The sequence below is a fragment of the Nonomuraea sp. NPDC048881 genome, assembly GCF_040649795.1.
Lineage (GTDB): Bacteria > Actinomycetota > Actinomycetes > Streptosporangiales > Streptosporangiaceae > Nonomuraea.
On sequence record NZ_JBEZGC010000015.1, the window covers coordinates 69,267 to 93,636 of the forward strand.

A 24,370-nucleotide genomic window follows, 5' to 3' on the forward strand; every position below is an offset into this window, starting at 1 on the left:
CGCATCCGGTCGGCTTCCGATCCACGTCAGGGGGTGCCGAACCAGAGGGAGAGTGCTTCGTGCAGCGCCGGTACGGCGGTGTCGGCGGGTTCGTCGACGGACGCGGCCCAGGCGACGTGCGCGTCGGGGCGGATCAGCAGGGCGTCGGACGGTCGCCGGTCGGTCCTGGCGGTGTGGACGTCGACGCGCTGCCCCCAGGCGCGGGCGGCCTCGCGAAGGTGTGCGCGGTCGGCGAGGTCGAGGAGGACGGGCCTGGCCGGGCGCAGGAGTTCGGCGACGCAGGCGGTTCCCTGAAGATCGTCTGCCCGTCCACCGGCGTGAAAGCCGAAGCGGCCGCGAGCCGCGAGGCTGCCCCGGCCCCTGCGAAGCCGAACCCGTCGCTGATCTCGGACGAGGCGTTCGAGCCGGTGGCCGGGGGCGGCGCCGGTAACTGGATCAGGGCGGAGGGGCAGCCGACGCGGTCCATCTGTCGTCCGCCGTACGCGAGCTCAGGCGCAGCCTTTCCGCTTCACCGACTCGGACCAGGCCGGGAGGACGTCGGTGAGCTGCGGACGGGTGACGGACCACACTTCACGCCCTTGCCCCGGCACGAAGTCCTGCCCGCCCACAAGGACGTAGGAGGTCTTGTCGAAGATGAGCGATTCCCGGGAGACGGTACCCCCGGGCCCCAGGTTGTCCACCCGGGTCACTGCGATGCCCGGCTTGCCGGTGGCGTCCTTGAGCTCCTCCATCTCGATGCCCGGCAGGGTCGCGGCGATCTCGAAGATGGCCGCCTGCTGCCTGGGCGGGACCGGGCTGCCGAGGACGGAGCGGGCGCCGTACCAGGTCCGGGTCGCCGTGTCCGTGCCGGCGACCATCTCGTTGCCGAGTTCGGCCAGCTTGCGCCGGAGCCGCTCCCGGTCGACCGGCCACTCGCGCAGGTCGGCGTAGGTGGGACGCCCGAAGCCGCGTCCGGGGCACCGGATCAGGAGCTCCTTGTACTCGCCCCCTCGGGGGACGGTCTTCGCCGGCTTGTGCCAGTGGAGCCCTGTGCGGGAGCCGTCCACGGACTCCCAGACCTCACCCGTGTTGTGCCGCGGAACGACGTTGCGGACCCCCTTCTCGCTGTGCGACTCCGCGATGCGCTCGTAGTGGAGGTACTGGTCGTCACGGGGTTGCGGCCAGGGCGCGGCGGTCGCGGCCTCGGCCGCCAGCCGCAGGACCTCGGCGGCGCTCGCGGGCGCGGAGGAGTTGACCGTCTGGACGACGATCACCCCCGCGGCCATCGCCGCGACCAGGCCCGCTGCCGGCACCAGACGCCGCGGCCCGGTCGGCCGGAACCGGCGCTTCGTACGGGCTTCGGCCAGGAGCGCGGCACGGGCGGGAGCGAGGCGATCCGCCGTCGGGTACGGCTTGTCGGCGAACAGGTCACGCAGCTCGGTCAGGTCGGTCTGGTCGTTCATGAGGTCTGCTCCATCGTGGGGTCGATGCTGCCGAGGACGTCGCGGACGATGGCCCGCGCGCGGCTGAGGCGGGAACGAACCGTTCCGATCGGGATGGACAGGGCGTTGGCCACCTCCTCGTAGCTGAGGTCGGCCCAGGCCACGAGTAAGAGGACGTCCCGGTCGCGGGCCTTCAGCGAGGCCAGCGCCCGGGCGAGCGGGCGGCGTACGGCCTGGGCGCTCGCCCGCTCAAGCGCTTGTTCCGCGGCGTCGTCCGCGTCGGGCAGCGCGCCCACCTTCGAGTACGCCTTGTAGCGATTGATCTCGGCGCGCTGGTGCCGGCGGACGAAGTTGGTCGCGAAGCCGTACAACCAGGGGAGAGCCTCCGGACGGGCGGTGTCGTAGTCCCGGCGCTGCCTGAACGCCGCGAGGAACGTCTCGGAGACGACGTCGTCGGCCGTGTCGTCGCCGAGCCGGCGGGCCACATAACGGTGGATGTGTCCTGCGTGCCGGTCGAACAGCAGGGCGAAGTCCTCGGGATCTCGCCACGACCGTTCGATCAGGGCGGCGTCAGACAGCGTTGTACTGGGCGGCATGTGGTTGAGCCTTTGCAAGGAAGTGGTGTCGCCCGTCTTTCACCCGAACCGGCGACCGAGTTCACGCGACGTTCCCGCGACGCGGCCGTTCGCGGGAACCCCCACAGTGCACTCGCGACGGCCCTGGAACCGGCACGAAAGGGCGGCCACGACCTCGAGCGGGCATGACCATGCCCCCGCTCGAAGCCGAGCCGCCCGCACCCACCGCCTCAGAGAGGCCGCCTCCCCGTCAGCCGGGCAGGCCGCCCGCGAAGATCGGCGGCACTCGGTCCCGCCACGGCATCGCCCGTTCCAGGTACGCGGCCACCTGGAACAGCAGGTCCTCGCGCCCGTAGGCGGCGGCGACCTGCACGCCGATGGGCAGCCCGCCCGCGCTCTGCCCCAGCGGCAGGCTGATCGCCGGCTGCCCGGTGGTGTTGAACAACTGCGTGAACGGCCCGAACCAGGACAACGTCTCCAGCCATCCCCGCAGTGTCTGACCGGGATCGTCGTACCGCAACGTGCCGTGCGGCACCGGCAGACGGCCCAGGGTGGGCGTGACGAGCAGGTCGTACCCGGCGAAGAAGGCCGCCGCCGAACGGGTGATCCGGTTCTGGGCGTCGAAGGCGGCCAGCATGTCCAGCGCGGTGGCCTGCCTGGCCGCCTTCAGGAACTCCCGCGAGACCGCCTCCATCCTGGCCTCGTCGGGCTGCCGTGGCGCGAGCAGGCACGGGGAGGCGACCCCGACGGCCTCGATGATCCACGCCCTCATGGCGTCCTCCCGGTCGACCGCGGGGCTCGCCTCTTCCACGACGTGCCCCGCCTGCTCCAGCACGCGGGCCGTCGCGACCGCCGCCGCGGCGACCTCCGGGTCCACGTCCGTGCCCATCCAGGAGGTGGTGGTCAGCGCGACCCGCAACCGGCCCGGATCCGTCACGAGCTCCCGCGCGTACGGCCCGCGCGGGGGAGGCGCGGTGTACTTGTCGCCGATCCCCGGCCCGTGGACCGCGTCCAGCAGGCCCGCGGCGTCGCGGACCGTGCGCGTGAGCACGAACTCGTCCGCCATGCCGAGCACCAGTTCGCCGGCGTCCGGGCCGCAGGGGCCGCGCCCACGGCTCAGCTTGAGCCCGACCAGCCCGCAGCAGGCGGCCGGGATGCGGGTCGAGCCGGCGCCGTCGCTGGCGTGCGCGACCGGCACAGCACCGGCCGCCACCAGCGCCGCGGCGCCGCCGCTCGACCCGCCCGCGGTGCGGCCCAGGACCCAGGGGTTGCGTACGGGCCCGTAGCGCACGGGCTCGGTGGTGAAGCTGACGCACAGCTCGGGCACCGTGGTCAGGCCCAGCGTGACCAGTCCGGCGGCGCGGAACCGCGTCATCAGGTCGGTGTCGCGCCGGGCGAGGACGCCGGGATAGGCCCGGCTGCCCAGCGTGAACGGCACCCCTTCGGCCACCGGCCCGTGATCCTTGATGAGGAACGGCACCCCCGCGAAGGGGCCGTCGGCCGCGTGGTCGAGCGCCGGAGAGAACACCGGCAGCGCCAGGCCGTTCACGTGTTCGTCGACCTGCGCCAGTGCCTGGCGGGCCGCCGCCTCGACCTCGCCGGCGTCGGCCTCGCCCGTCCTGATCAGGTCGCGGAGGCCGGTGGCGTCGAACCTGGCGTACTCATGGATGTCCATGGAAAGTCCTTCTCCGGGCGCGCTCGGGCGCCCGTACGTCGATCGTCTGAGGGAAGAGTCAGAGAGCTGCCGACAAGGGAGCGACGGCTCCTGGGCCGTCCCCCTGCCGGTGATCGACGTGTTCCTACGCTCGGTACATCACCGGCCATGCTCGCAGCGACCGTCCGTCTGGTCCACCGAGTTTTCGCCAGGGGCCTCATAGCCGCCCTGCACCTCACTCAAGCCGATGACGCCCGCACCGGACCTCAGGACGGCCGGCCCAACTGTCCGCCCACGTGCTCCAGGAAGGGCTTCGCTGCTGGGGCCGGGAATGAGGTGGCCTGGCGCCCCTGGAAAGGGTTCGCCCCTGAGGGGGCCGGAGCGGTTCCCATGGTCCTGACATGATGTGGATCATTTCCTGAAATATCGCCCCTTTGGAGGAAAGCTGTGCGCATCGCGCTCGCCGGGCTCGCCACCAGCCATCCGTACACCGACGCCCGAACCCTCACCCGCCACGCCGAGCTGACCGTCTGGGAGCCCGACGCCGAGCGGCTGCGGCGCTTCACCGAGGAGCATCCCGAGGCGAAGGCGGCGGGCGACCTCGACGAGCTGCTGGCGGGAAACCCGGACGGCGTCGTGCTGACGCTGCCCAACCCGCACGTGCCCGCCGCCCTCGGCCGGGTGCTGGAGACCGGCGTGCCGTGTTTCGTGAACAAGCCCGCCGCAGCGACCAGGGAGCAGCTCGACGCCCTGCGCCGGCTGCCGGTGCACGATCGGGTGATGTCGGGCTCGGTGCTGCGTTTCGCGCCCGCCTTCGCCGAGGTCCGCGCCGACGCGCAGGACGTGCTGTCGGTACGGGCGACGGTCCGGCACGACGTGGGCCAGTGGGCCGACGGCTACAACGCCTGGCAGGACACTCCCGGCGAGGGCGGCGGGACGATGGTGACCATGGGCATCCACGGCGTCGAGCCGCTGGTCGCCCTGCTGGGCCCGGACGTGCGCCTGGTCGGGGCAGCCGGAATCAGACGCCACTACCGGACACTCAGCTCCGAGGACACCGGCGTCCTGGCACTGCAGTGGGCGAACGGCATAGTCGGAACGGTCGAGATCCTGGGCGTCTCGGACGACAACGCCTACACGGTGACCCTCCACGGCCGGCACGGCAGCGAGTCGATCGTGATCGAAAGCGGCCCCGACCCGGTCCACAACCTGGGATACGTCCGGACGATGGAGGCGTTCCTCGGCATGGTGAACGGCGCCCCGAACCCAGTGCCATGGGCCGAAACCCTCGCAATCCTGGACATCCTGATCTCAGCACGAGAACACGCCCCCACCGCCTGAGAACCACCCCCACCATCAACCGCCCCCAGACACCAACCCCCAAGCCCCGACCACGAGCCGGACCAGCGCCCCGACCCCGAGCCGGACCAGCGTCCCGACAGCCGCACATGGCACCATTCGCGGCTCCGCCACCTGGGCCGCCCCGCTCTCCGACCGTTCGCGGGTCGCGACCGGTCGGGGCAGCCGAGGGGGTCTCGCCGTCTGTTCGTGGCTGGCCCGGGAGCCGGCCGTCAGCAGTCGCGGAACGTGGGCACGGAGACGCCCAAGACGTGACTCTGTCGTGGTTTGTCGGCGAACACCCAGCGGTTGGTGGCCAAGGCGTCGTCCGGTTCGGGGAGGGGGCCGCGACCGTGCTGACGGGTGAAGTCGAAGGGCGTGCGGACGGTGGTGGACCAGCCCCGCCCCCTCAGCAGCCCGATGGAGTCAGGACGCGGCTTCCGGTCGAACAACGCGAGCAGATCCACGCCGATCTGTGCCTTGGTCGCCGCGTAGACCGGGTTGGCGCGGACCGCCGGCGACCCCAGCCCGAGCTTCGCCTCGAACGCCAGGACGCTCCCCTCGGCGCTGAGGACGTCGATGGTCCGCTGGAGCCGCCGCTCGACCTCCGGATCCAGGTAGAGCAGCAGCCCCTCGGCCAGCCAGGCGGTCGGCGCGTTCGCGTCGAAGCCCGCGGCCAGCAGCGCGCCGGCCCAGTCGTCGCCCACGTCGGCCGCGACCACCCGACGCCGTGCCGCCGGGACGCCCCGAACCGGGGAAGATGGCTCGACGGCGAGCGAGGCGAGCACGTGCTCCTTGAACGCCAGCACACCCGGCCGGTCGATCTCGTACACGACCTGTCCCCGAGGCCAGCCGAGCCGCAGAGCCCGGCTGTCGAGCCCCGCGCCGAGCAGGACGACCTGCCGGATGCCCGCCTTGGCCGCGCGCAGCAGGAAGTCGTCGAGGACCCGGGTACGCAGACCGAAGTAGCGCCCGAGCCTGCCCCACAGAGGGTTGGCGTCGCCACCGGGCACGTCCTGCGGACGGGTCGGCCAGGCGGCCGAGGCGGCGGAGGCGCGGACGAAGTGCTCGGCGTAGGGGTCGGCGGCCAGGGAGTCGGGGCGGTGGGTCTCGATCGCCCGCGCGGCGGCGACCATGAGCGCGGTCAGGCCGACGCCGCTGTCGATCTCGAGCTGTCGGTTGTCCGGCACGTGCGCTCCTCTCGGGCCGGTCGACCGTCCGCTGACACCGCGGCGGTCTCCTGTTCCGGGATCCACGAGCCGGGGAGGTCGTGGGAGCTGAGATGGGCGCCGTAGAGGACGGCCATGAAGCGCAGGATCTCCGAGTCGGGCAGGTGGCGGCTGGCGGTGCAGTCGGTCAGCACCGTGATGTGGAAGCCCTTCTGGAACGCGGTGCGGGCGGTGCTGTCCACGCAGACGTCGGTGTACAGGCCGGCGAACACCAGGCGGACGATGCCGCGCCCGCGCAGGTGCCGCTCGAAGCCCTCGCTGAGGAAGGCGTCGAAGCAGGCCCACTTGGTGAAGACCGGCTCCCCGGGCGCGGGTTCGACCTTGTGGAATTGCGCGCCCCAGGTGCCTTCGAGACATTTGAGGGGTTTGCCCTGGGCGAGGTCGCGCCGCCGCCAGCTCGGCCCCTGATGCTCGGCGTCACCGACGAACCGGACGAACACCACGTCCATGCCGCGGGCTCGCGCCGATGCGAGGGCTCTGGCCGTGTTGGCCGCGGCCGTCTCCAGAGCCGCCGGGTCACCGGCGTAACGAGCACGGGCGGTGGGACCGGTACAGAAGTCGTTCTGCAGGTCGACGACGACCAGAGCCGCACGCTCGGTGCCGGGCCGGCGCTCCCCGGCAGCCAGTCCGGCACCTTCCTGGACGGGCGGACGCTCCTCGGCAACCAGGTCGGCACCTTCCTGGACGGGCCGGTGCTCCTCGGCGATCACGCCGGCGGCACGTTCCTGGTGTTCCCCGCTGACCAGAATGGAACGTTCCTTCTGGGACTGTGGCTGCTCGTCGGTCATGAGTCCGCCATCGATACCGGCCGGGCCACGGGCTCCAGGGCGTCGAGGAGGGCGTCGACCACGCCGGTGGTGGAGTGGCGTCCGCCGGCGTCAGGGGTGGCGACGCCGTGCCGGTCGAGCGCCATCAGGGCGCGTTCGACCATCCGCACCGCCCCGGCGCACCCCGCGTGCCGCTCGGCGATGGCCGCCGCGGCCCGGACGGTGGCCACCGGGTTGACCCTCCCGGTGCCCGCCAGGTCGTCGGCGGAGCCGTGCACGGTCTGGTACTCGACCAGGCCGCGCGCGTCGGGATGCAGGTAGACGTTCTCGGTGCAGCGGTTCTCCTGCCGCTCGGAGCCGAAGCGGTCGAGCAGCACCACGTGCATGATGTCGGCCCACTCGTTGCCCGCGATGATCACCGTGCGGGGGCGGGGGCCGCGTTCGATGAGGTTGCGGTTGACGGTGTCGGGCTGGAACAGGCCGATCTGCACGCCGTGGCGGGCGGCGCTCTCGGCCACCCACTCGTCGAGCGCGCCGTCGAGCAGGTGGAACTTGTAGGCCATGACGATCTCGTCGATGCGGCCGTCGGGCCACTCCTGGCGCGCCCGGCGCACGGCCAGCGCGATGACCTTCTCGGTGATCTCCCTGCTGAAGGTCATCGTGCGGACGAGCGCGCCGGGAAGGTGCACGTTCTCGCCGGTGTAGAAGCCCTGGGCCTGGTCTCTGACCAGCAGCAGCGACGCCCCCGCCGTGGTGATGGCGTCGATCTTCACCGCCTGCAGGCGCTGGCGGACCAGGTAGAGCGACTGGGCGTTGATCGCCGTACGGAAGACGGCGGGGACGCCGGCGGCCGCGAGCGAGCGGCAGAAGCGCGTGTAGTGGTCGGCGTCCTGCCGCGTGCTCTCGCGGATCTCCTCGGCCTCCGCGCCGGCCTTCAAGGACACGTAGGAGTGATAGATCCGCTCAGAGCGGGTGAGGGCCACCTTCGTGCCGCAGGCGTCGGCGATCCCGGCCAGCACCCGCTCGAAGACGGCCGCGAGCTCGGGGCCCGTCCCCCGGCCGATGGCAAGTCCGATGACTGGTTCCACTACTGCTCCCTTTTCGTCGTCGAAGGCCGGACGCGCCGGCTCGTGGCGGCCGTCAGCTGGACTCTCCGAGCAGGAGGTCGCCCGCGATGTCCGCCTTCTCGGGGCTGTAGTACTCCTTGATGCCCTCGGCCCAGACCGGGACCTTGACCTGGTCGTCCTGGGAGGGGCCGAACGCGTCGAAGAGGGTGTTGACATTGCGCCGCTTGAAGCCGATGGCGGTCATGAGCGCCATGAAATCGGTGCGGTGGATGAGGCCGTCGCCGTCGGGGTCACCCAGCTCGGCCAGCGCCTCGGCGAAGTCGGTCAGGGCGTCGTCGAAGCGTTCGGGGGACAGGACGCACGCGCTGTACTCCTCGAAGCTGATGCGGCCGTCTTTGTCCAAATCGAGTTCCTCGACAAGAGTTGTCCAGTAACGGCGGAAAGCGTCACTGATCGCGCTCTTGGCGGCTTCCGTGGAACGAGGGGACGCCGCCAATACCCGGTTGGCCATGCGGTCGAAGTCTTCGGCCTCAAGGTAACCGGTGCCGTCGGCGTCGAACAGGGTGAAGATGAGTTTTACTCGGTCGATGGCCGCGTCTTGCATGCCTGTCACCTTTCTTCGGCGGGGTCCGGGTGCAGACTCTATAACGGAACCTGACGCGTGGGTGACCAGCTCTTTGGCGGCGAGGGAAACGCAAAATCCCGCATTTGGAATAATTCGCCAGAAAGCCTCGCTGGGTGACAAAGGCGGAGAACTCATGCGATTCCCGAACCCCGTCGCGCGCGGGGAGCGCCGGGAAGCTGGGGATATTTCCGGTTATATGGGGATTTGCGACTCCCGCGTTGGGGGCGCTGTGCTTCCGTATCCCGGACGCTAGTTTTTCATGTCTCTGGGTGATGGTGGGGGGAGGGGCGTCCGGGATGGGGGTAGCCTTATCGGCTTTTGGTGATTGCGCGCGCTAGGGCCTGTCGCCACCGTCTCGTCCCGGCGCGCCACTATTAATCTACGAAGTAAAGGCGATGTCCAGGCGCGAATGTGATCTTGGATCGAACGGCCCGTCGGACCGGCCGGGATCGGCGGTCGGGCACGATGCTGGGAAACGTCCCCTCACTTTCACTTTATAGCGGATCCCCGCCCCTCATGAGACCTCGAAAAGTCGTTCATACTGCCCGTTGCGAACCAACCCCGACGAAGGATGGAGCGACGGAATTGGGTTACGTGCTGGAGTTCGGGCAGATCAACGCGGCGAACCTTGCGGACGTCGGCGGGAAGGGCGTCGCCCTGGGCGAGCTCTCGCGGATCGACGGCGTCCGCGTGCCGGACGGCTTCTGCGTCACGACCGACGCCTTCCAGCAGGTCGTGTCCGCGGCGCCGTCGTTCGACGCCCAGCTCGACCTGCTGTCGAAGGTGGACCCGGACGACCGTGCGGCGGTCCGCGCGCTGAGCGCGGAGATCCGCGCCGTCGTCGAGGGCGCGCCAGTGCCCGACGACGTGGTGGCGGCGATCGGGGAGTCGCTGGCCCGGCTCGGCGAGCACACCGCCTGCGCGGTGCGGTCGAGCGCGACGGCCGAGGACCTGCCGACGGCGTCCTTCGCCGGGCAGCAGGATTCGTACCTGAACGTCGTGGGGCCGGCGGAGGTGCTCCGGCACGTGCGGCGGTGCTGGGCCTCGCTGTTCACGGAGCGGGCGGTGGTCTATCGGCGTCGCAACGGGTTCGATCACCGCGGGGTGCGGATGGCGGTGGTCGTGCAGCGAATGGTGTTCCCGGAGGCGGCGGGGGTCCTGTTCACCGCCGATCCGGTGACGTCGGACCGCAAGGCCGCCGTCGTGGAGGCGGTGTGGGGGCTGGGCGAGGCACTGGTCTCGGGCGTGGTCGCGGGGGACGTCTACACGGTGCGGGACGACCGGGTCGTGGACGTGTCGGTGGGGGCCAAGGCGCGGGTGGTGCGGGCGTCGCCGGCGGGCGGCACCGAGGAGGGGCCGGTCGAGGCCGAGCGGTCGGTCCGGCGGGCTCTGACCGATGAGCAGGCGGTTCGTCTGGTGGGGTTGGGGCGGCGGATCGAGGCGTGGTTCGGCCGGCCGCAGGACATCGAGTGGTGTCTGGCCGGTGAGGAGTTCCATGTCGTCCAGAGCCGGCCGATCACGACGTTGTTCCCGGTTCCGGTCGCCGACGACCAGGAAAACCACGTCTATGTCTCCGTGGGGCATCAGCAGATGATGACCGACGCGATGAAGCCGCTGGGGTTGTCCTTCTGGCAGCTGACGACGTCGCGGCCGATGGCGGAGGCGGGCGGGCGGCTGTTCGTGGACGTGGCCCCGGTCCTGGCGACGGCGGCGGGCCGGGCGAACCTCATCGGGACGCTGGGGAAGTCCGATCCGCTCATCCGGGACGCGTTGCAGACGGTGGTGGATCGTGGCGACTTCGTCCGCGCGGTGCCGGAGGAGGAGTCGGGTGTCGCGCCTGCGGCTGCTCCGCCCGCGCCGATCGAGACCGATCCGGAGCTGGTCGCCGAGCTCGTCCGGGACGGCCGGGAGTCGGTGGCCGCGTTGCGGCGCCGCATCGAGGAGCTGTCCGGGCCGGAGCTGTTCGAGTTCATCCTGGCGGACATCGCGGAGCTGCGGCGTCTGCTGTTCGGCCCGCGGAGCTTCCAGGCGATCATGGCGGGGATGGAGGCGGCCTGGTGGCTGAACGATCATCTGGAGGAGTGGCTGGGGGAGCGGAACGCGGCCGATGTGCTGACGCAGTCCGTCCCGCACAACGTGACGTCGGAGATGGGGCTGGCGCTGCTGGACGTGGCGGACGTGATCCGTCCGCACGCGGAGGTGGTGGCGTTCCTGCAGCGGGTGGCGGCGGAGGAGCGGGAGGGCGACGCATTCCTGGAGGAACTGGGCGAGCTGCCCGGCGGCGAGGACGCGGCCGAGGCCGTGCGGGGCTTCCTGGAGCAGTACGGCATGCGTTGCGCGGGGGAGATCGACATCACCCGGACGCGCTGGAGTGAGCGGCCCGCCATGCTCGTTCCGGTGATTCTCGGCAATGTCCGGAATTTCGAGGCGGGTGCTGGTGCGCGGCGTTTCGAGCAGGGACGTCAGGAGGCCCTGCGCAAGGAGCGGGAGGTGCTGGCGCGCCTGCGGGCCCTGCCCGACGGGGAGCGGAAGGCGGCGGAGACCGAGCGGATGATCGCCCGGGTGCGCACGTTCGCGGGCTATCGGGAGTTCCCCAAGTACGGCATGGTCTGCCGTTACCTGGCCTACAAGCAGGCGTTGTGGCGGGAGGCCGATCGGCTCGTCCGGGCGGGCGTGTTGCGGGACCGGGAGGACGTCTTCTTCCTGCGCTTCCAGGAACTGCAGGAGGTCGTGCGCACGGGCGAGGCGGACGGCGAGCTCGTCCTGCGGCGTCGGGAGGACTTCCGGTGGCACGAGACGCTGCGCCCGCCGCGCGTGCTCACGTCGGACGGCGAGGTGCTCGCCGGCCGGTACCAGCGCGAGGACGTGCCGCCGGGGGCGCTGGCCGGTCTGGCGGTGTCGGCGGGGACGGTCGAGGGACGTGCCCGGGTGGTGCTGGACATGGCGCGGGCCGATCTGGCGGCGGGTGACATCCTGGTCACCGCCTTCACCGACCCGAGCTGGACCCCGTTGTTCGTGGGCATCGCCGGGCTGGTGACGGAGGTGGGCGGCCTGATGACGCATGGAGCGGTGATCGCGCGGGAGTACGGGCTGCCGGCGGTGGTGGGGGTGGAGGGGGCCACCCGGCTGATCCGGGACGGGCAGCGGATCCGCGTTCACGGGACCGACGGGTACGTGGAGCTCCTTGACTGAGCGGCGGCCCGGTCTCGTGTGCCGGGGGTCAGAGTGCCGGCGCCGGGACGTTCAGCGGCTGCCGGGTGCCGTGCTCGGCGGGTGCGGGGTGTTCCGCGTGGGCCTGGAGGCGGGGCCGCTGCTCGGGGGCCGGGCAGCGGCCCTGGCAGTAGCCGTTGACGACGACGAGGCGTCCGCGGGCGGCCGTGTAGTCGCTGGGCTGCCGGCCGGGGAGGACTCCCTTGCAGGTGGGGCAGCAGATGGGCTGGTCGGCTGTCATCAGGGCCTTCCGACGTCGTGGATGTCGTGGGCGCGGGTGCTCCGGGCCGACGGCGGCTCCGGAGCACCGGGTCGGCGGGAGGTGCCGTGGTGGTCTGTGCTCAGGCCACCAGGGGGCTCTTCACCGTGCGCCTTCTGCAGTATGGCGACCGTGCGCCGGGGAGGGACGGGCGGGGTGGCCTGGCGGGCTGAGGATCGTTCCTCGCGGGGTTGTTTCCTTCCTCCCGCTTGGCAGCGGCTTCGCCCGCGGGTGGTGTTCCGGCGCCGGGTCCGTCCTGGCCGATGGGGCCCGGCGTCCCCGTGAGCGTCGGGAATCAAGGCTGTATGAGGATCCGCGAGTGTCAGCAGGGACGGCATGAGGGCCGAGTCGGCTTCCACGGGCAGCTTGACCAGGGTGCCGTCGGCCAGCGGGACGCGCACGGCCTCGGCCTGGCCGCCCTCGTCCGGTTCGGCGTCCCAGAAGCCGGCCTGCGGGTCGGCGCAGGAGGTGTGCAGGCCCTCGCGGCAGAACCGGCAGGTGTTGTCGGAGATGGCGAACGGCGCCACGACCAGGTCGCCCCGGGCGAGGGTGGTCACCTGGGAGCCGATGTCCTCGACGACGCCGATGAGCTCGTGACCCATCCGGGCGGGGCCCTCCTCCGGCTTCATCGAGCCGTAGGGCCACAGGTCGCTGCCGCAGATGCAGGACGCGGTGACGCGGACCAGCGCGTCGGTGGGCCGGCGCACCTGGCCGGCCTGGCGGCCGCCCATCCCCGGGAGACGCCCACCGCCGATCCGTCCCGCTGAACGGCCGGCCCCCTATACGATCCGCCGTGTGAGCGCGGGCCGAACTCTTCAGGAGCGGGTCACCGTTGTGCGCGGTGAGCTGCCGTGCCCGGGGGTCCGGGTGGGGCGGGTGGCGGCGTACGAGTTCGACATCCCGGAGGGCAGGTACGTGCGTCCCGGCGCGGGGCGCCGGCAACGGGCGTTCCTGCTGCTGGACGAGTCGGTGCAACTCCACCAGCCCGTGGTGTTCGGGCCGGAGCGCGCCGGCTGGTGGTACATCGACCTGGTCGGGATCCGGGAGAGCGGTGACACGGTGCGGGTGGCCGACCACTACGTCGACTTCGTCGTCGGCCCGCCCGGACTTCCGTACCGGGTGCTGGATCTGCACGAGCTGGGGGAGGCGCTGACGTCCGGGAGACTCACCGCGCGGCAGGTCGCGGACGTGCTGGCCGCCGCCCAGGCGTTCGCCGACAAGCACCTCCAGGGCGAGGGGCACCACGGGCCGCACTGGCCGGACTTCCCGCCGGCCGCGCTGTCGGCCGTGCGCGAGGTGGAGATCCCCCGCCTCTGACCGGCGAAGGGCGGTTCACCTGGCGGCGGGCCGCTTGGTCTTCGTTCCGACGCCGCCGAACAGGGCCAGGCCGCTGACGATGACCCGCGGCGCCCCCTGCCTCCTGTTGACGGCGCTCCGGTCGAACGCGCCGAACAGCCCGAGGCCCTTGACCTCCACCTCGACGTCGTCGGGGACCACGACCTCGGTGTACCCCCACAGGGCGAAGGCGCGGACCCGGATCTCCTGGCCGGCGAAGCGGGCGTCGCGCAGGTCGATCTCGCCGCCGCCGAAGACCGACAGGGAGGTGAACACGCGCGGGGCGATCCAGCGGCCCTTGCGGCTGAACCAGCCGAACACGCTGAAGGCGAAGCGCGAGTGGGGCTCGTCCCGGACCACCAGTGAGTCCGTCCGGGCCGGTTCGGGCAGGTCGCGGCCCGCGTGCGCGAGCTCGCCCTGGGTGCGGGCCGTGTAGATCTCGCCGAGCCGCTGGTCCAGCTCGGCCAGCTCGATCCGGCCCGCGGCGGCGGCCTCCTGGAGTCGCCGGGCCGCCTGCTCGCGGTCCTCGTCGGAGGGGCGTACCGGCCGGGCGGGGATGAGGTCGGGGTGCTCGGGCATGGGCGGTCCTGTCCGTGTGGTCGAAGTGACTGGACCATCCTATTCTCCAAGTGGAGAACAAGTCAGCCGGACGGCTCCAGCCCGGACTCCTCCACCATGTGGGCGCCCATCATCCGCGCGAGCTGGACGCGGAACTCCGCCTCGCGGGCCGGGTCGTCGGGATCGTGGCCCAGGCCCGCCAGCCACGACCGGCCGCCGATCGCGAACCCGTACGCGGCCGACAGGCCCACCAGGACGACCGCCTCGATGCGCGACCGGCTGGGCGCCGGCCGTCCGGCGAGCGCGGCGCGGATCCCGGCCTCCATCGTGTCGATCAGCTCCACCAGCTCCGGCCGCGCGGCGCCCCGGTAGTCGGCGTGCATCTCGGTCCAGACGAACAGGCGCAGATAACGTTCGTCGGCCAGGGTGTCGAAGAGCACGTCCATCATTCCCGCCGCGGTGGGCACGCCGTCCTCGGCCTGGATGCGCTCGCGTACGCGGGCCTCGATCCGGTCGTTCTCGGCCCGCAGCACCTCCCGGACCAGGACGGCGTACGTGCCGAAATAGTGGGAGACGAGCCCGTGGGCGACCCCGGCGGCCTCGGCGATCTGCCGCAGGCTGACGTTGTCCGGACCTCGTTCCCTGATCAGCTCGGCCGCGGCGGCCAGCAGCTCGGCACGTGATTCCGCAGGGCTGCGCCTGCGTCTGGGTGGCATGACCGGCAGTGTATGGTCCGCCGGTCCACGGGGCCGGTTCGCGGGTGCCGGTCCGCGCGCGTGGCGGGTGAGCTGCGGGGATACCGGCGCGGCGGGGCGCATCCGATATGTTCTTGTTTGTCAGTTCTTTGTGTTGTCTTGGGGGAGTTGTCGGTGCGCGCACTACCGCTGATCGTGGCTCTCGTGCTGAGCCTGGCCGGCTGCGGCGCGATCCCGGGACTGCCCTATCGCCCCGCCGACCCGCCGACGCTGAGCCGGGCCGCCTCGCCCGCCATCTCGCCGTCTCAGTCTCAGTCGCAGGACGCCACGCCGTCCTCGAGCGCCACCCCGGCTCCCTCGGCGACCGTGCGGGCCCTGACCGTCGCCCAGGCCCGGACGGCCATGCGCACGTGGGTGGCCGCGTACAACGCGGCGATCAAGAAGCGCAAGTGGTGGCGGTCGAACGCCCGGCTCGACGCGCTGTTCGTCGAAGGCGCCCTGTACGAGGGCGTCCTGGAACGCAGTCGTGAAGGCTTCGGATGGAAGCCGGCGCACAAACCGATCAACCCGGCGGGCACCCCGACGATCTATGTGCCCAGGCCGGAGCGGCAGCCACCGGCCGGGGACTGGTTCATCGCGAAGGCGACCTACCGGGACACCAAGGGCCACAGCCGCCCGCACGTGCTGGCGTTCCTGCGCTCTCCCGGGCAGTCCTTCCGGCTGGCCGTCGCGACCCCGCTGCACTGGGGACAGCAGATGCCCAAGCCGCTGCTCGACGCCGACGGCTACATCACGGACATGGACGACGCGATGGCGGCCGCCGTGGCCGAGGAGTACCGCAACTTCTGGAACGGGGACAGGAAGAAGGAGGGCGACTCCGGCTACCGCCTGGCCAAGGACAGCTACAGCCGCAAGGCGTTCCCCCAGGTCAACAAGGGGATGTACGTCGGGTTCGCCGGCCGCGGCTCCGTCTTCGGCTTCCGTACGGCGAGTGGCGGCATGTTCTTCCTGTTCGCCCTGCTCAACGACGCCAAGAGCGTCAACAACGTGCTGAGCGAGGCGGTGCTGGTGCCCAAGGGCAGCAAGGCCGTCCAGGAACTCGGCGGGAGCTGGTTCTCCTAGGGACGCTCCTGTCCGGCGGGCGAGGCCAGGCAGGAGTCGACGAGGCCCGGCGCCGATGACCGCGCCCCGGTACGGCGGCCGAGCTCGGGCAGCAGGGACACCACTCCGAGCACGGCCAGCCCGGCGCCCAGCCAGAGGGGGGCGCGCAGTCCGAAGCCGTCGATGACCAGCCCGCCGACCGACGAGCCGACGATCACCCCGAGGGTGATGAAGGAGGCGTGGACGGTGTTGACCAGCGGCCCCGGGGTGCCGACGCGCTGGACGCGTACGGCCATCGCCGGGTTCATGGTCACGCCGACCAGCCCGACGCCCAGCATGGCGATCACCGCAGGCACGCTCAGGTGGGCGAACAGCAGCATGAGTGCGGGTTTGGGGCGGATCCGTACCAGGGCGACGGTCATCAGCGGGCCGCCCGCCGCCATGGCCACCGCGAAGGCGGTGATCAGGTAGCCGATCTGCGAGATGGTCACGCCGAGCCCGCCCGCCATCTGGGGCATCAGGCCACTGACGGCGAACTCGCTGGTCACCATCGCGAAGATGCCGACGGCCAGGACATAGACGGCTCTGGGCAAGGGGGCTGCTTTTTGCATCGATCGGTGTAGAACTCGGGCGCGAAAAAACAGCGGTCAGCTCAGGGCGTCCATGGCCGTGGCGGCGATGGCCTCGATGGTGGCGTCGTCGGCGCCGCCCTGCGCGGCCACCCGGATCCCGGCGATCACGGCGTTGACGAACCGGGCGAGCTCGGCGGGGTCGCGGGTGGAGCCGATGTCGCCGTCGCGCTGCCCGCTCCTGATGACCGCGCTCAGGCCGGCGGCCCGGCGCTCGGCGTCGCGGGCGAGCATCAGGGCGATCTCCGGGTCGCGGCCGGCGAGCTCCATCGTGGTGTTGACGGTCAGGCAGCCGAGGCCGTGGCCGTCGCGCCGGTTCTCCGCCTCGGTCCGCAGGATCCTGGCGAACAGCGCGCGGAGGCGCTCGATCGCCGGCAGCTCGTGGTCGTCGAGGATGCGCAGCTGGTCGGCGGTGGTGGCGTCCATGTATCGGGTCAGGGCGCGCTTGAACAGCTCGCGCTTGTTGGTGAAGGCGTTGTACACGCTGCTGCGGTCGAGGCCGAGCGCCTCGCACAGGTCTCGGGTGGAGGTGGACTCGTAGCCGTTCGCCCAGAACGTGCGCATCGCGGTGTCCAGGGCGCGGTCCTCGTCGAACGATCTCGGCCTCGCCATACGGGCACGCTACCGGTTTTGCATCGATTGGTGCAATACCTCGGGCGCGCCGGCCGCGGTTCCGCGGGTGAAGGCCGCCCGGTAGGCGGTGGGCGTGAGGCCGGTGCGGTGGGAGATGTGCTGGCGCAGCGAGTCCGTGGTGACCAGGCCGCTGAGCTGGGCCACTTGGCCCATGGGCAGGTCCGTGCTCTCCAGCAGTTCCCTGGCCTGCTCCACCCGCTGGTGGAGCAGCCATTGCAACGGGCTGTGGCCGGTCTCGGCGTGGAAGCGGCGGGTCAGCGTGCGCACGCTGGTGCGGGCGTGGGCGGCCAGGTCGGCGCGGGTGAGGGGCTCGTGCAGCCGCTCCAGCGCCCATGCCCGGGTGGCGGCGAGGGAGAGCCCGGTCTCGGGCGGCAGCGGGGAGGCGATGAACTGGGCCTGCCCGCCGGGACGCACCGGCGCGGCCACGACCAGCCGGGCCACGGCGTTGGCCGCGGCGGCGCCGTAGTCGCCGCGCACCATGTGCAGGCACAGGTCGATGCCGGCGGACAGGCCGGCGGAGGTCCAGATGTTGCCGTCCTCGACGTAGAGCACGTCAGGACGCAGGTCGACGGACGGGAAGCGGCGGCGGAACTCCTCCGATCTGGCCCAGTACGTGGTGGCGCTGCGGCCCGCCAGCAGCCCCGCCCGCGCCAGGACGAAGGCCCCGGTGCAGATCGAGGCGACGCGCCTGCCGGTCTCCGCCGCCCGGCGCAGGGCCCGCAGGACCCGGGGGTCGACGTCGTCGCGGGCGCCCGTTCCGGTGACGATGACGGTGTCGGCGTCCTCGACGATCTCCAGCCCGTGCGTGACGGTGACGTGGAGGCTGCCGCCGGTGGCGACGGGGCCGGGGTCGGCGGTGCAGATCCGGACGTCGTAGCCGGGCCGGCCGTCCACGGTCATCTCGCCGAGCACCAGCTCCGGAATGGACAGGTCGAACGTCGTGGCCGGCGGGACGGCGATGACGGCCACCCGGTGCATGGCCCGAACCTCCAGATACTTGGCATTCGGGCCACTATCGTACTGATCGCCGGCGGTACAGGGTGGACAACCGGTGTCACTGTCCCCTGTCCTTGGAGAAGATCGTGTCTTTTCATGTCGTCGTCGGCGCCGGAGCCACCGGATCGGCCACCGCCCGGTTGCTGGCCGAATCCGGGCGGCAGGTCCGCCTGGTCACCCGGAGTGGCAGTGGCCCGGTCCATCCCCGGATCGAACGCGTGCCCGCCGACGCCGGCGACGCCGACCGGCTGGCGGAGCTGGCCGAGGGAGCCGCCGTCCTGTTCAACTGCGCGATGCCGTCCTACGATCGCTGGCCGGCCGAGTGGCCGCCGCTGGCCGCCGCGTTGCTGGCCGCCGCCGGGCGCAGCGGCGCCGATTACGTCATGCTGGGCAACACCTACGGGTACGGGCCGGTCGAGGGGCCTGTCGCCGACGGGGCGCCGATGGCGCCGACCAGCCGCAAGGGGCAGGTCCGGGCGCGGATGTGGCAGGACGCCCTCGCCGCCCACCAGGCGGGCCGGGTGCGGGTGACCGAGGTCAGGGCCGCCGACTTCCTCGGCGCCGGCGCGTACTCGCCGTTCACGCTCATGGTCGGGGCGCAGGTGCTGGCCGGCGCGCCGGTCTCCTATCCCGGTGATCTGGACGCGCCGCACAGCTGGTCCTACACCGGCGACACGGCCCGCACGCTCGTCGCCGCCGCGGGGAACGAGGCGTCCTGGGGACGGGCCTGGCACGTGCCCTCCACCAGCGAGCTTCCGGTGCGCGGGCTCGCCCGGCGCCTGGCGGAAGCCGCCCAGGCGCCCGCGCCGCGGCTGGGGCGCATGTCCCTGCGCGAGCTGGCGGAGATCGGGCGCACCGACTCGATCATGGCCGAGTTCCCCGAGATGTTGTACCTGTACGACCGGCCCAACGTGCTCGACGCGTCCTCGACGGTCGAGATCCTCGGCGTCGTGGCGACACCGGTGGACGCCGTCCTGGCGGAGATGGCCGCCGGTGGCCGGGCCTGACGAGAGGGACTGTCAGTCGCGGACGAGGGCGGGAACCGGGACGGCGGCGCCGGCCGGTTCACCCGCGGGCGCACGGCGCTCCAGAGCGGCGGACCAGAACGCCAGGGCGAGGGCCGCGGCGGCGAGCAGGGCGCCGACCCAGTTCGGCGCGGTGTAGCCCAGGCCCGCGGCGATGACGAGGCCGCCCAGCCAGGCCGCGAGCGCGTTGCCGAGGTTGAACGCGCCGATGTTGACCGCGGAGGCCAGCGTCGGCGCGCCGTGCGCCTGGTCGAGGACGCGCTTCTGCAGCGGCGGCACGGTGGCGAAGCCCAGCGCCCCGACCAGGAAGATGCTCGCCGCGGCGGCGACCTTGTCGTGCGCGGTCAGGGTGAACAGCGCCAGCACGACCGCGAGGCCGCCGAGGGTGGTGTAGAGCAGCGGCATCAGGGCGCGGTCGGCGAACCGGCCGCCGAGCAGGTTGCCGAGGAACATGCCGGCGCCGAACAGCACGAGCAGCCAGGTGACCGCGTCGGCGGAGTAGCCGGCCACCTGCGTCATCATCGGCGCGACGTAGGTGATCGCGGCGAAGACGCCGCCGAAGCCGAGCACGGTCATCGCCATCGCGAGCAGCACCTGCGGGTTGCGGAACGCCGTCAGCTCCGGGCGCAGGCGGGTGCCTTCTGGCCGGGGCATGGCGGGCACGAGCACGGCGATGCCGAGCAGGCCGACCAGGCCCAGCCCCGCGACGATCGCGAAGGTGGTGCGCCAGCCCACCGCCTGCCCGATGAAGGTGCCCAGCGGCACGCCCACGACGTTCGCGACGGTCAGGCCGGTGAACATGGTGGCGATGGCGCCGGCCTTCTTGTGCGGGGCGACCAGGCCGGCGGCGGCCACCGAGCCGATGCCGAAGAACGCGCCATGCGCCATCGAGGCCACGATCCGGCCGCCGAGCATCACGCCGAACCCGGGCGCCAGCGCGGACAGCAGGTTGCCGATCACGAACAGGCCCATCAGCACGAGCAGCATCGTCTTGCGGCTGATCCTGGTGCCGAGCACCGTCATCAGCGGCGCGCCGATGACCACGCCGATCGCGTAGCCGGTGACCAGCAGGCCGGCGGTGGGGATGGAGACACCGTAGTCGCCGGCGATCTCGGGCAGCAGGCCCATGATCACGAACTCGGTGGTGCCGATCCCGAAGGCCCCGATGGCCAGGGCGAGGAGTGCGAGAGGCATCGCGCGACCCTTCTTACTATTGCTACTGCTTCTTGCGGGCTTCGACAATAGTTGCACACGCGCTATAAAGGCAAACGCTGGCATACGGCTTGGGCGCGTTGATCTCGCGGGGGTCGCGGGGGTCGCGGGGGTCGCGGGTGCCGGGGGCGAGGGCTCGGGGGCCGTCGGTGGCCAGAGGGCCGCTGGTCGGTGCGGCCGGGCGTCCGGGCTGGAGCCGGTGCTTGAAGGGGCGGGCGCCGCAGCGTGGTGGGCCGGCTGTGGGGCGGGCCCCAGATGGCACGGGCTCGAAGAAGTGTCGCAGTGGGTGCGCTGCGAGCGGCGGAGGCGAGGGGCTGACGGGCCTCATGGAGGCACACGGTTCCGGGGGTTCCCGGCCCTGGTGTTGGGGCGGTACGGCCGTCCGGGGTTCAGGATCCGGACGGCCGTGCTCCGGGCTCGCCTGACGGTCATGCCGAGTAAGCGACAGTCACGGCCTCTGACCAGCCCTGTTAACCCCTTCTGGCGTACTTGGCCTGCCTCCGCATTTCGACCGGATGGCCCAAGGCTCCTACCGGGTCCTACGCCTGTCCGGGGTCTTCTTTGGCTGGCGGCGCACGGTGTCGCCCTTCAGGTGCCCGTACACCGTCGAGCGCGGCACCCCGAACAGGTCCGCGATCTGCTGGACGGTCTTGTCCCGCGTGTCGTACAGCTCCTGGGCGAGGGCGGCCTGGTCAGCGGTGAGCTTGGGCCGGCGTCCACCGACCCGGCCGCGGCCGCGGGCGCGGGCGGAGGCCAGGCCGTCCATCGTGTTGGCCACGATCAGCTCGCGCTGCAGGAGCGCGGCCTGCGCGTCGGGCCCGCGCTGGACGAGGGGGCGCCGCCGGAGCCTCCGGACGAATGGGTTCAGGAGGTGCTCGACTTTGGCGACCCGGACGGTACGCCGGTGAAGGCTATCGAGCTGATCGACCGCCTGTACGCGGAGGCGTGGCGGGCCGGGTGGGAAGCCTGCGCTGCTCGCCCCCGGGACTGGCTGCGGGCCCCTTGCTCAGGGTGACCACCGCATTCATGCCACGTTCTCCTGGCCTTGGAAGCTCGCGTCGTCGGTCGCAGCGGCGTGTTCGGCCGGTGCGGTGAGGTGCCTGGTGGCGTCCAGGGTTTCCCGAATGTGTTGGACGAGGGCGTGCTGGTCGGGGTCGTCGATCCAGCGCTCGAAGGCGACCTTGAAGGCGGCAATCCCTATTTCGGCAGCGAGTGCCGCGGTGGCGGAATCCAGACCGCGTTCCTGAAGCGCGCGGTCGAGGGTGGAGACGAGTGAGGCCAGTTTGGCCAGTTCACGTTCCTGCAGTTCGGGATTGGCGGCGATGACGGCCTGGCGCTGCCGTACCAGCTCCGCGCGTTCTTCGAAGACGGGAGCGGCTTCGGTCAGGGCGTGGGTGATCACCTCCAGCGGCGCCAGAGGGTCGGCGGCGGTGGCCGTGGCGTGCGCGAGGACGTCGGCCAGGGCGTTGGCCTGGAAGAGGACTTCCCGCTTGTCGACGAAGTGCCGGTAGAAGGTGCGTTCGGTGACCTCGGCCCGGGCGGCGATCTCCGCCACGGTGGTGGCGTCGAAGCCCTTGTCGTTGTAAAGCTCCATCGCCGCCTTCTCCAGGCGGCCTCGTGCGTCGGGTTTCCATCGGCTCATGTCCCGATCCTACACAGCGACGACAGAATCTGACATCAGAGTGATGACAGAGGCTGACATGGGTGCTACCGTCATGTCACGAACTGACATCACGGCTCTCCGCCCCTGGTGGGGAGCCCGTAGCAAAGGGGCAACACCATGCGCGTATTCGTCACCGGAGCCTCCGGACATCTCGGCTCCGCCGTCGTCCCCGAGCTCCTCGAAGCGGGACACCAGGTCGTCGGGCTGGCCCGCTCGGACAAGTCCGCCGCCGCGTTGACGGCTGCCGGTGCCCAGGTGCACCGAGGCGACCTCGATGACCCCGACGGCCTCGCCGCGGCCGCCGCTGCGGCTGACGGGGTCATCCACCTGGCCTTCAAGCACGACGCCATGTTCGCCGGCGACTTCGACGGCGCGGTCGCAACGGATCTGCGCGCCCTCCACGCGCTCGGGGACGCGCTCGCCGGCACCGGCAAGCCGTTGGTGGCCACGTCGGGAACCGTGCTGTTCGCCTTCGCGGGACTGCAGGGCTCCCTCACCGAGGCCGACGTGCTCGACGCAGGACCGCGGATCGAGGCCGAGAACGCGGTGGTCGCACTCGCCGAGCGCGGCATCCGGTCGTCCGTCGTCCGGCTCACCCCGACCGTGCACAGCTCGCTGGACCACAACGGCTTCATCCCGACCTTCATCTCCATCGCCCGCTCCAAGGGCGTCTCGGCTTACGTCGGCGACGGGGCCAACCGCTGGCCCGCCGTGCACACGCTCGACGCGGCACGCCTGTATCGGCTGGCGCTGGAATCCGCGCCGGCGGGGTCACGGCTGCATGCCGTCGGCGACGAGGGGATCGCCTTCCGCCAGATCGCCGAGGGCATCGGCCACGGGCTGAACCTGCCCGTGGTCAGCATCGCGCCGACCGAGGCTGAGGCCCACTTCGGCTTCCTGAGCGCCCACGCTCAGGCCGACAACCCGTCCTCCAGCACGCTGACCCGCGACCTCCTGGGCTGGACGCCCGTCCAGCTCGGCCTCATCGACGACCTCGGCCAGGGCCACTACTTCGACACCGGCACCACCACCGCGCGCTGAGCCCGCCCCCTTCTCCATCCCGGTCCTTTCCCGCGCCCCTCCAGACGGCTCGGGCGGAACCGGTCCACACGACCCGTCACCCCCTGCACGACCGGCTGCTGTGCAGCCGGAAGGAGACGAACAACATGAACACCAAGAACGCACACGAGCGGCTCGACCCGGAACTGGCCGAGGTCCTGAAGACGGTGCCGATGACGGAGGCTGGGGTGTTCGACCTCAGTGAGCTGGAGGGCACGCGCGTAGGCGTCCGCGCCTTCGCCGAGGCGATCGCGGCCCAGATACCGGATGAGCCGTCCGTGTCGGTCGAAGAGGTCCAGGCGCCCCGCCTGGACGGATCCACCCTCGCCATCCGGCTGCTGCGGCCCACTGAGGCGGCCGGGCCGCTGCCGGTGCTGGTCTGGTTCCACGGCGGCGGGCAGGTTCTCGGGTACGCGGCCCAGGACGATCCCACCCTCAAGCAGCTGGTCCCGGAGGTCGGCTGCATCGTCGCCTCTGTCGACTACCGCCTCGCGCCGGAGGCCCCCGCCCCGGCCGCCGCCGAGGACGGCCTGCTCGCCTATCGCTGACTTCGCATCCAGGCAGCCGCGCTCGGCATCGACGCGGCCCGCGTCGCCCTGGCCGGGCAGAGCGGCGGCGGCGGTATCGCCGCAGCCACCGCGCTCGTGATCCGCGACCAGGGCGAACCGGCGCCGCTGTTCCAGGCGCTGAGCTACCCGATGCTCGACGACCGCAACACCACCCCGTCCAGCCACGAGGTCACCGACATCGGCATCTGGGACCGCGCGACCAACATCCTGGCCTGGAACCTGATCCTTGGGGACCGCGCCGGCGCCGACGGGGAATGTCTAGGCCGTTCGCGTGGCAGGTTCACCACCAAGATCCATCTGTCGGCAGACGGCCGATGCCGGGCCCTGTCGCTGGTCCTGACGCCGGGCCAGTACGGTGACAGCCCACAGTTCCGGCGGGTGCTGGAGGCCATCCGCGTCCCCCGGCCTGGGCCGGGCCGCCCGCGCACCCGGCCCGCCAGCCTGGCCGCGGACAAGGCGTACTCCTCCCGCGCCAACCGCGTCTACCTGCGCCGCCGCAAGATCTGCCACACCATCCCTGAACCACGCGACCAGCGCGCCCACCGCCGCCGGCGCGGCTCGGCTGGAGGGCGGCCCGCCGGCTTCGATGCCGAGCGCTACAAGGCGCGCAACGTCGTCGAACGGGCGATCAACCGGCTGAAGAACTTCCGGGCCATGGCCACGCGTTACGACAAGCGCGCCTACATCTTCCTCGGCACGGTCACGCTGGCCGCCATGGTCATCTGGCTCCGGACCTGATCCAAGAAACAG

The 24,370-nt window shown here is 71.7% G+C and carries 24 protein-coding genes and 2 pseudogenes; 8 read left to right on the forward strand and 18 right to left on the reverse strand.

The window, feature by feature from the left end:
- Window positions 1–26 precede the first annotated feature (26 nt).
- The 4 genes from AB0C33_RS38295 to AB0C33_RS38310 form a co-directional block, all read right to left on the reverse strand.
- Window positions 27–452, reverse strand: coding sequence for a hypothetical protein (locus AB0C33_RS38295; protein ID WP_358297296.1), 426 nt, complete (start codon window positions 450–452; stop codon window positions 27–29).
- A 36-nt stretch (window positions 453–488) separates the two neighbouring features.
- Complete coding sequence (locus AB0C33_RS38300) at window positions 489–1,442, reverse strand: CU044_5270 family protein (protein WP_358296984.1); 954 nt, start codon at window positions 1,440–1,442, stop codon at window positions 489–491.
- Window positions 1,439–2,017 (reverse strand): RNA polymerase sigma factor, encoded by a 579-nt coding sequence (locus tag AB0C33_RS38305; protein WP_358296987.1) that lies wholly within the window; start codon window positions 2,015–2,017, stop codon window positions 1,439–1,441. The genes AB0C33_RS38300 and AB0C33_RS38305 overlap by 4 nt, the downstream gene beginning before the upstream one ends.
- A 229-nt stretch (window positions 2,018–2,246) precedes the next feature.
- Window positions 2,247–3,671, reverse strand: a complete 1,425-nt coding sequence (locus AB0C33_RS38310) for an amidase family protein (RefSeq protein WP_358296989.1) — start codon at window positions 3,669–3,671, stop codon at window positions 2,247–2,249.
- A 426-nt stretch (window positions 3,672–4,097) separates the two neighbouring features.
- Here AB0C33_RS38310 and AB0C33_RS38315 point away from each other — a divergent pair, with 426 nt between their 5' ends.
- On the forward strand, window positions 4,098–4,991 hold the full coding sequence (locus tag AB0C33_RS38315; RefSeq protein WP_358296992.1) for a Gfo/Idh/MocA family oxidoreductase: 894 nt from the start codon (window positions 4,098–4,100) through the stop codon (window positions 4,989–4,991).
- Window positions 4,992–5,221: 230 nt separating this feature from the next.
- Here AB0C33_RS38315 and AB0C33_RS38320 read toward each other — a convergent pair whose 3' ends face one another.
- Genes AB0C33_RS38320 through AB0C33_RS38335 form a run of 4 tightly spaced genes read right to left on the reverse strand, consistent with a single transcriptional unit; the run spans window position 5,222 to window position 8,655 of the window.
- Window positions 5,222–6,178, reverse strand: a complete 957-nt coding sequence (locus AB0C33_RS38320; RefSeq protein WP_358296995.1) for a class I SAM-dependent methyltransferase — start codon at window positions 6,176–6,178, stop codon at window positions 5,222–5,224.
- A complete protein-coding gene (locus tag AB0C33_RS38325) occupies window positions 6,133–7,005 on the reverse strand; it encodes an isochorismatase family cysteine hydrolase (protein WP_358296998.1) in 873 nt (290 codons plus the stop codon). The genes AB0C33_RS38320 and AB0C33_RS38325 overlap by 46 nt, the downstream gene beginning before the upstream one ends.
- Window positions 7,002–8,072, reverse strand: coding sequence for an isocitrate/isopropylmalate family dehydrogenase (locus AB0C33_RS38330; RefSeq protein WP_358297001.1), 1,071 nt, complete (start codon window positions 8,070–8,072; stop codon window positions 7,002–7,004). The genes AB0C33_RS38325 and AB0C33_RS38330 overlap by 4 nt, the downstream gene beginning before the upstream one ends.
- Before the next feature lie 52 nt (window positions 8,073–8,124).
- Complete coding sequence (locus AB0C33_RS38335) at window positions 8,125–8,655, reverse strand: EF-hand domain-containing protein (RefSeq protein ID WP_358297003.1); 531 nt, start codon at window positions 8,653–8,655, stop codon at window positions 8,125–8,127.
- A gap of 615 nt (window positions 8,656–9,270) precedes the next feature.
- Between AB0C33_RS38335 and rph the strand changes: the two genes are divergently transcribed.
- The gene (gene rph / locus AB0C33_RS38340; protein WP_358297299.1) at window positions 9,271–11,868 is read left to right on the forward strand and encodes a rifamycin-inactivating phosphotransferase; all 2,598 of its coding nucleotides are present in this window, start codon (window positions 9,271–9,273) and stop codon (window positions 11,866–11,868) included.
- 28 nt (window positions 11,869–11,896) lie between these two features.
- Here rph and AB0C33_RS38345 read toward each other — a convergent pair whose 3' ends face one another.
- Both AB0C33_RS38345 and AB0C33_RS38350 read right to left on the reverse strand, forming a co-directional pair.
- The gene (locus AB0C33_RS38345; RefSeq protein WP_358297006.1) at window positions 11,897–12,127 is read right to left on the reverse strand and encodes a hypothetical protein; all 231 of its coding nucleotides are present in this window, start codon (window positions 12,125–12,127) and stop codon (window positions 11,897–11,899) included.
- Window positions 12,127–12,876, reverse strand: a complete 750-nt coding sequence (locus AB0C33_RS38350) for an alcohol dehydrogenase catalytic domain-containing protein (protein ID WP_358297009.1) — start codon at window positions 12,874–12,876, stop codon at window positions 12,127–12,129. The genes AB0C33_RS38345 and AB0C33_RS38350 overlap by 1 nt, the downstream gene beginning before the upstream one ends.
- A 64-nt stretch (window positions 12,877–12,940) precedes the next feature.
- Here AB0C33_RS38350 and AB0C33_RS38355 point away from each other — a divergent pair, with 64 nt between their 5' ends.
- The gene (locus AB0C33_RS38355; protein WP_358297012.1) at window positions 12,941–13,462 is read left to right on the forward strand and encodes a hypothetical protein; all 522 of its coding nucleotides are present in this window, start codon (window positions 12,941–12,943) and stop codon (window positions 13,460–13,462) included.
- Between the two features lie 15 nt (window positions 13,463–13,477).
- Here AB0C33_RS38355 and AB0C33_RS38360 read toward each other — a convergent pair whose 3' ends face one another.
- Together AB0C33_RS38360 and AB0C33_RS38365 are read right to left on the reverse strand one after the other, a co-directional pair.
- On the reverse strand, window positions 13,478–14,059 hold the full coding sequence (locus tag AB0C33_RS38360; RefSeq protein WP_358297015.1) for a DUF1707 domain-containing protein: 582 nt from the start codon (window positions 14,057–14,059) through the stop codon (window positions 13,478–13,480).
- 62 nt (window positions 14,060–14,121) lie between these two features.
- Window positions 14,122–14,754 carry a TetR/AcrR family transcriptional regulator gene (locus AB0C33_RS38365; protein ID WP_358297017.1) on the reverse strand — a complete coding sequence of 211 codons (633 nt, stop codon included), beginning with the start codon at window positions 14,752–14,754 and terminating at the stop codon, window positions 14,122–14,124.
- A 153-nt stretch (window positions 14,755–14,907) separates the two neighbouring features.
- Between AB0C33_RS38365 and AB0C33_RS38370 the strand changes: the two genes are divergently transcribed.
- Window positions 14,908–15,855, forward strand: coding sequence for a hypothetical protein (locus tag AB0C33_RS38370; RefSeq protein WP_358297020.1), 948 nt, complete (start codon window positions 14,908–14,910; stop codon window positions 15,853–15,855).
- On the opposite strand, the gene AB0C33_RS38375 is transcribed toward AB0C33_RS38370, so the two are convergent.
- Genes AB0C33_RS38375 through AB0C33_RS38385 form a run of 3 tightly spaced genes read right to left on the reverse strand, consistent with a single transcriptional unit; the run spans window position 15,852 to window position 18,074 of the window.
- Window positions 15,852–16,427 (reverse strand): MFS transporter, encoded by a 576-nt coding sequence (locus tag AB0C33_RS38375; protein WP_358297023.1) that lies wholly within the window; start codon window positions 16,425–16,427, stop codon window positions 15,852–15,854. The two genes, AB0C33_RS38370 and AB0C33_RS38375, sit on opposite strands and share 4 nt — an antisense overlap.
- A gap of 54 nt (window positions 16,428–16,481) precedes the next feature.
- Window positions 16,482–17,075, reverse strand: a complete 594-nt coding sequence (locus AB0C33_RS38380) for a helix-turn-helix domain-containing protein (RefSeq protein WP_358297026.1) — start codon at window positions 17,073–17,075, stop codon at window positions 16,482–16,484.
- A gap of 9 nt (window positions 17,076–17,084) precedes the next feature.
- Entirely contained in the window at window positions 17,085–18,074 is a 990-nt protein-coding gene (locus tag AB0C33_RS38385) for a helix-turn-helix domain-containing protein (protein ID WP_358297029.1), read from the reverse strand.
- Window positions 18,075–18,178: 104 nt separating this feature from the next.
- On the opposite strand from AB0C33_RS38385, the gene AB0C33_RS38390 reads away from it, so the two are divergent.
- The gene (locus tag AB0C33_RS38390) at window positions 18,179–19,099 is read left to right on the forward strand and encodes an NAD-dependent epimerase/dehydratase family protein (RefSeq protein WP_358297031.1); all 921 of its coding nucleotides are present in this window, start codon (window positions 18,179–18,181) and stop codon (window positions 19,097–19,099) included.
- 12 nt (window positions 19,100–19,111) lie between these two features.
- Here AB0C33_RS38390 and AB0C33_RS38395 read toward each other — a convergent pair whose 3' ends face one another.
- From AB0C33_RS38395 to AB0C33_RS38405, 3 genes are all read right to left on the reverse strand, one after another.
- Window positions 19,112–20,311 carry an MFS transporter gene (locus tag AB0C33_RS38395; protein ID WP_358297033.1) on the reverse strand — a complete coding sequence of 400 codons (1,200 nt, stop codon included), beginning with the start codon at window positions 20,309–20,311 and terminating at the stop codon, window positions 19,112–19,114.
- Window positions 20,312–20,858: 547 nt separating this feature from the next.
- The gene (locus AB0C33_RS38400; RefSeq protein ID WP_358297035.1) at window positions 20,859–21,107 is read right to left on the reverse strand and encodes a helix-turn-helix domain-containing protein; all 249 of its coding nucleotides are present in this window, start codon (window positions 21,105–21,107) and stop codon (window positions 20,859–20,861) included.
- Between the two features lie 246 nt (window positions 21,108–21,353).
- A complete protein-coding gene (locus tag AB0C33_RS38405) occupies window positions 21,354–21,971 on the reverse strand; it encodes a TetR family transcriptional regulator (protein ID WP_358297037.1) in 618 nt (205 codons plus the stop codon).
- A 138-nt stretch (window positions 21,972–22,109) separates the two neighbouring features.
- On the opposite strand from AB0C33_RS38405, the gene AB0C33_RS38410 reads away from it, so the two are divergent.
- From AB0C33_RS38410 to AB0C33_RS38420, 3 genes and pseudogenes are all read left to right on the forward strand, one after another.
- A complete protein-coding gene (locus AB0C33_RS38410) occupies window positions 22,110–23,033 on the forward strand; it encodes an SDR family oxidoreductase (protein ID WP_358297038.1) in 924 nt (307 codons plus the stop codon).
- Window positions 23,034–23,224: 191 nt separating this feature from the next.
- A pseudogene (locus tag AB0C33_RS38415) lies at window positions 23,225–23,854 on the forward strand (alpha/beta hydrolase); the annotation flags it as partial.
- An 18-nt stretch (window positions 23,855–23,872) separates the two neighbouring features.
- Window positions 23,873–24,358: pseudogene (locus tag AB0C33_RS38420) on the forward strand (IS5 family transposase); the annotation flags it as partial.
- Between the last annotated feature and the right edge of the window lie 12 nt (window positions 24,359–24,370).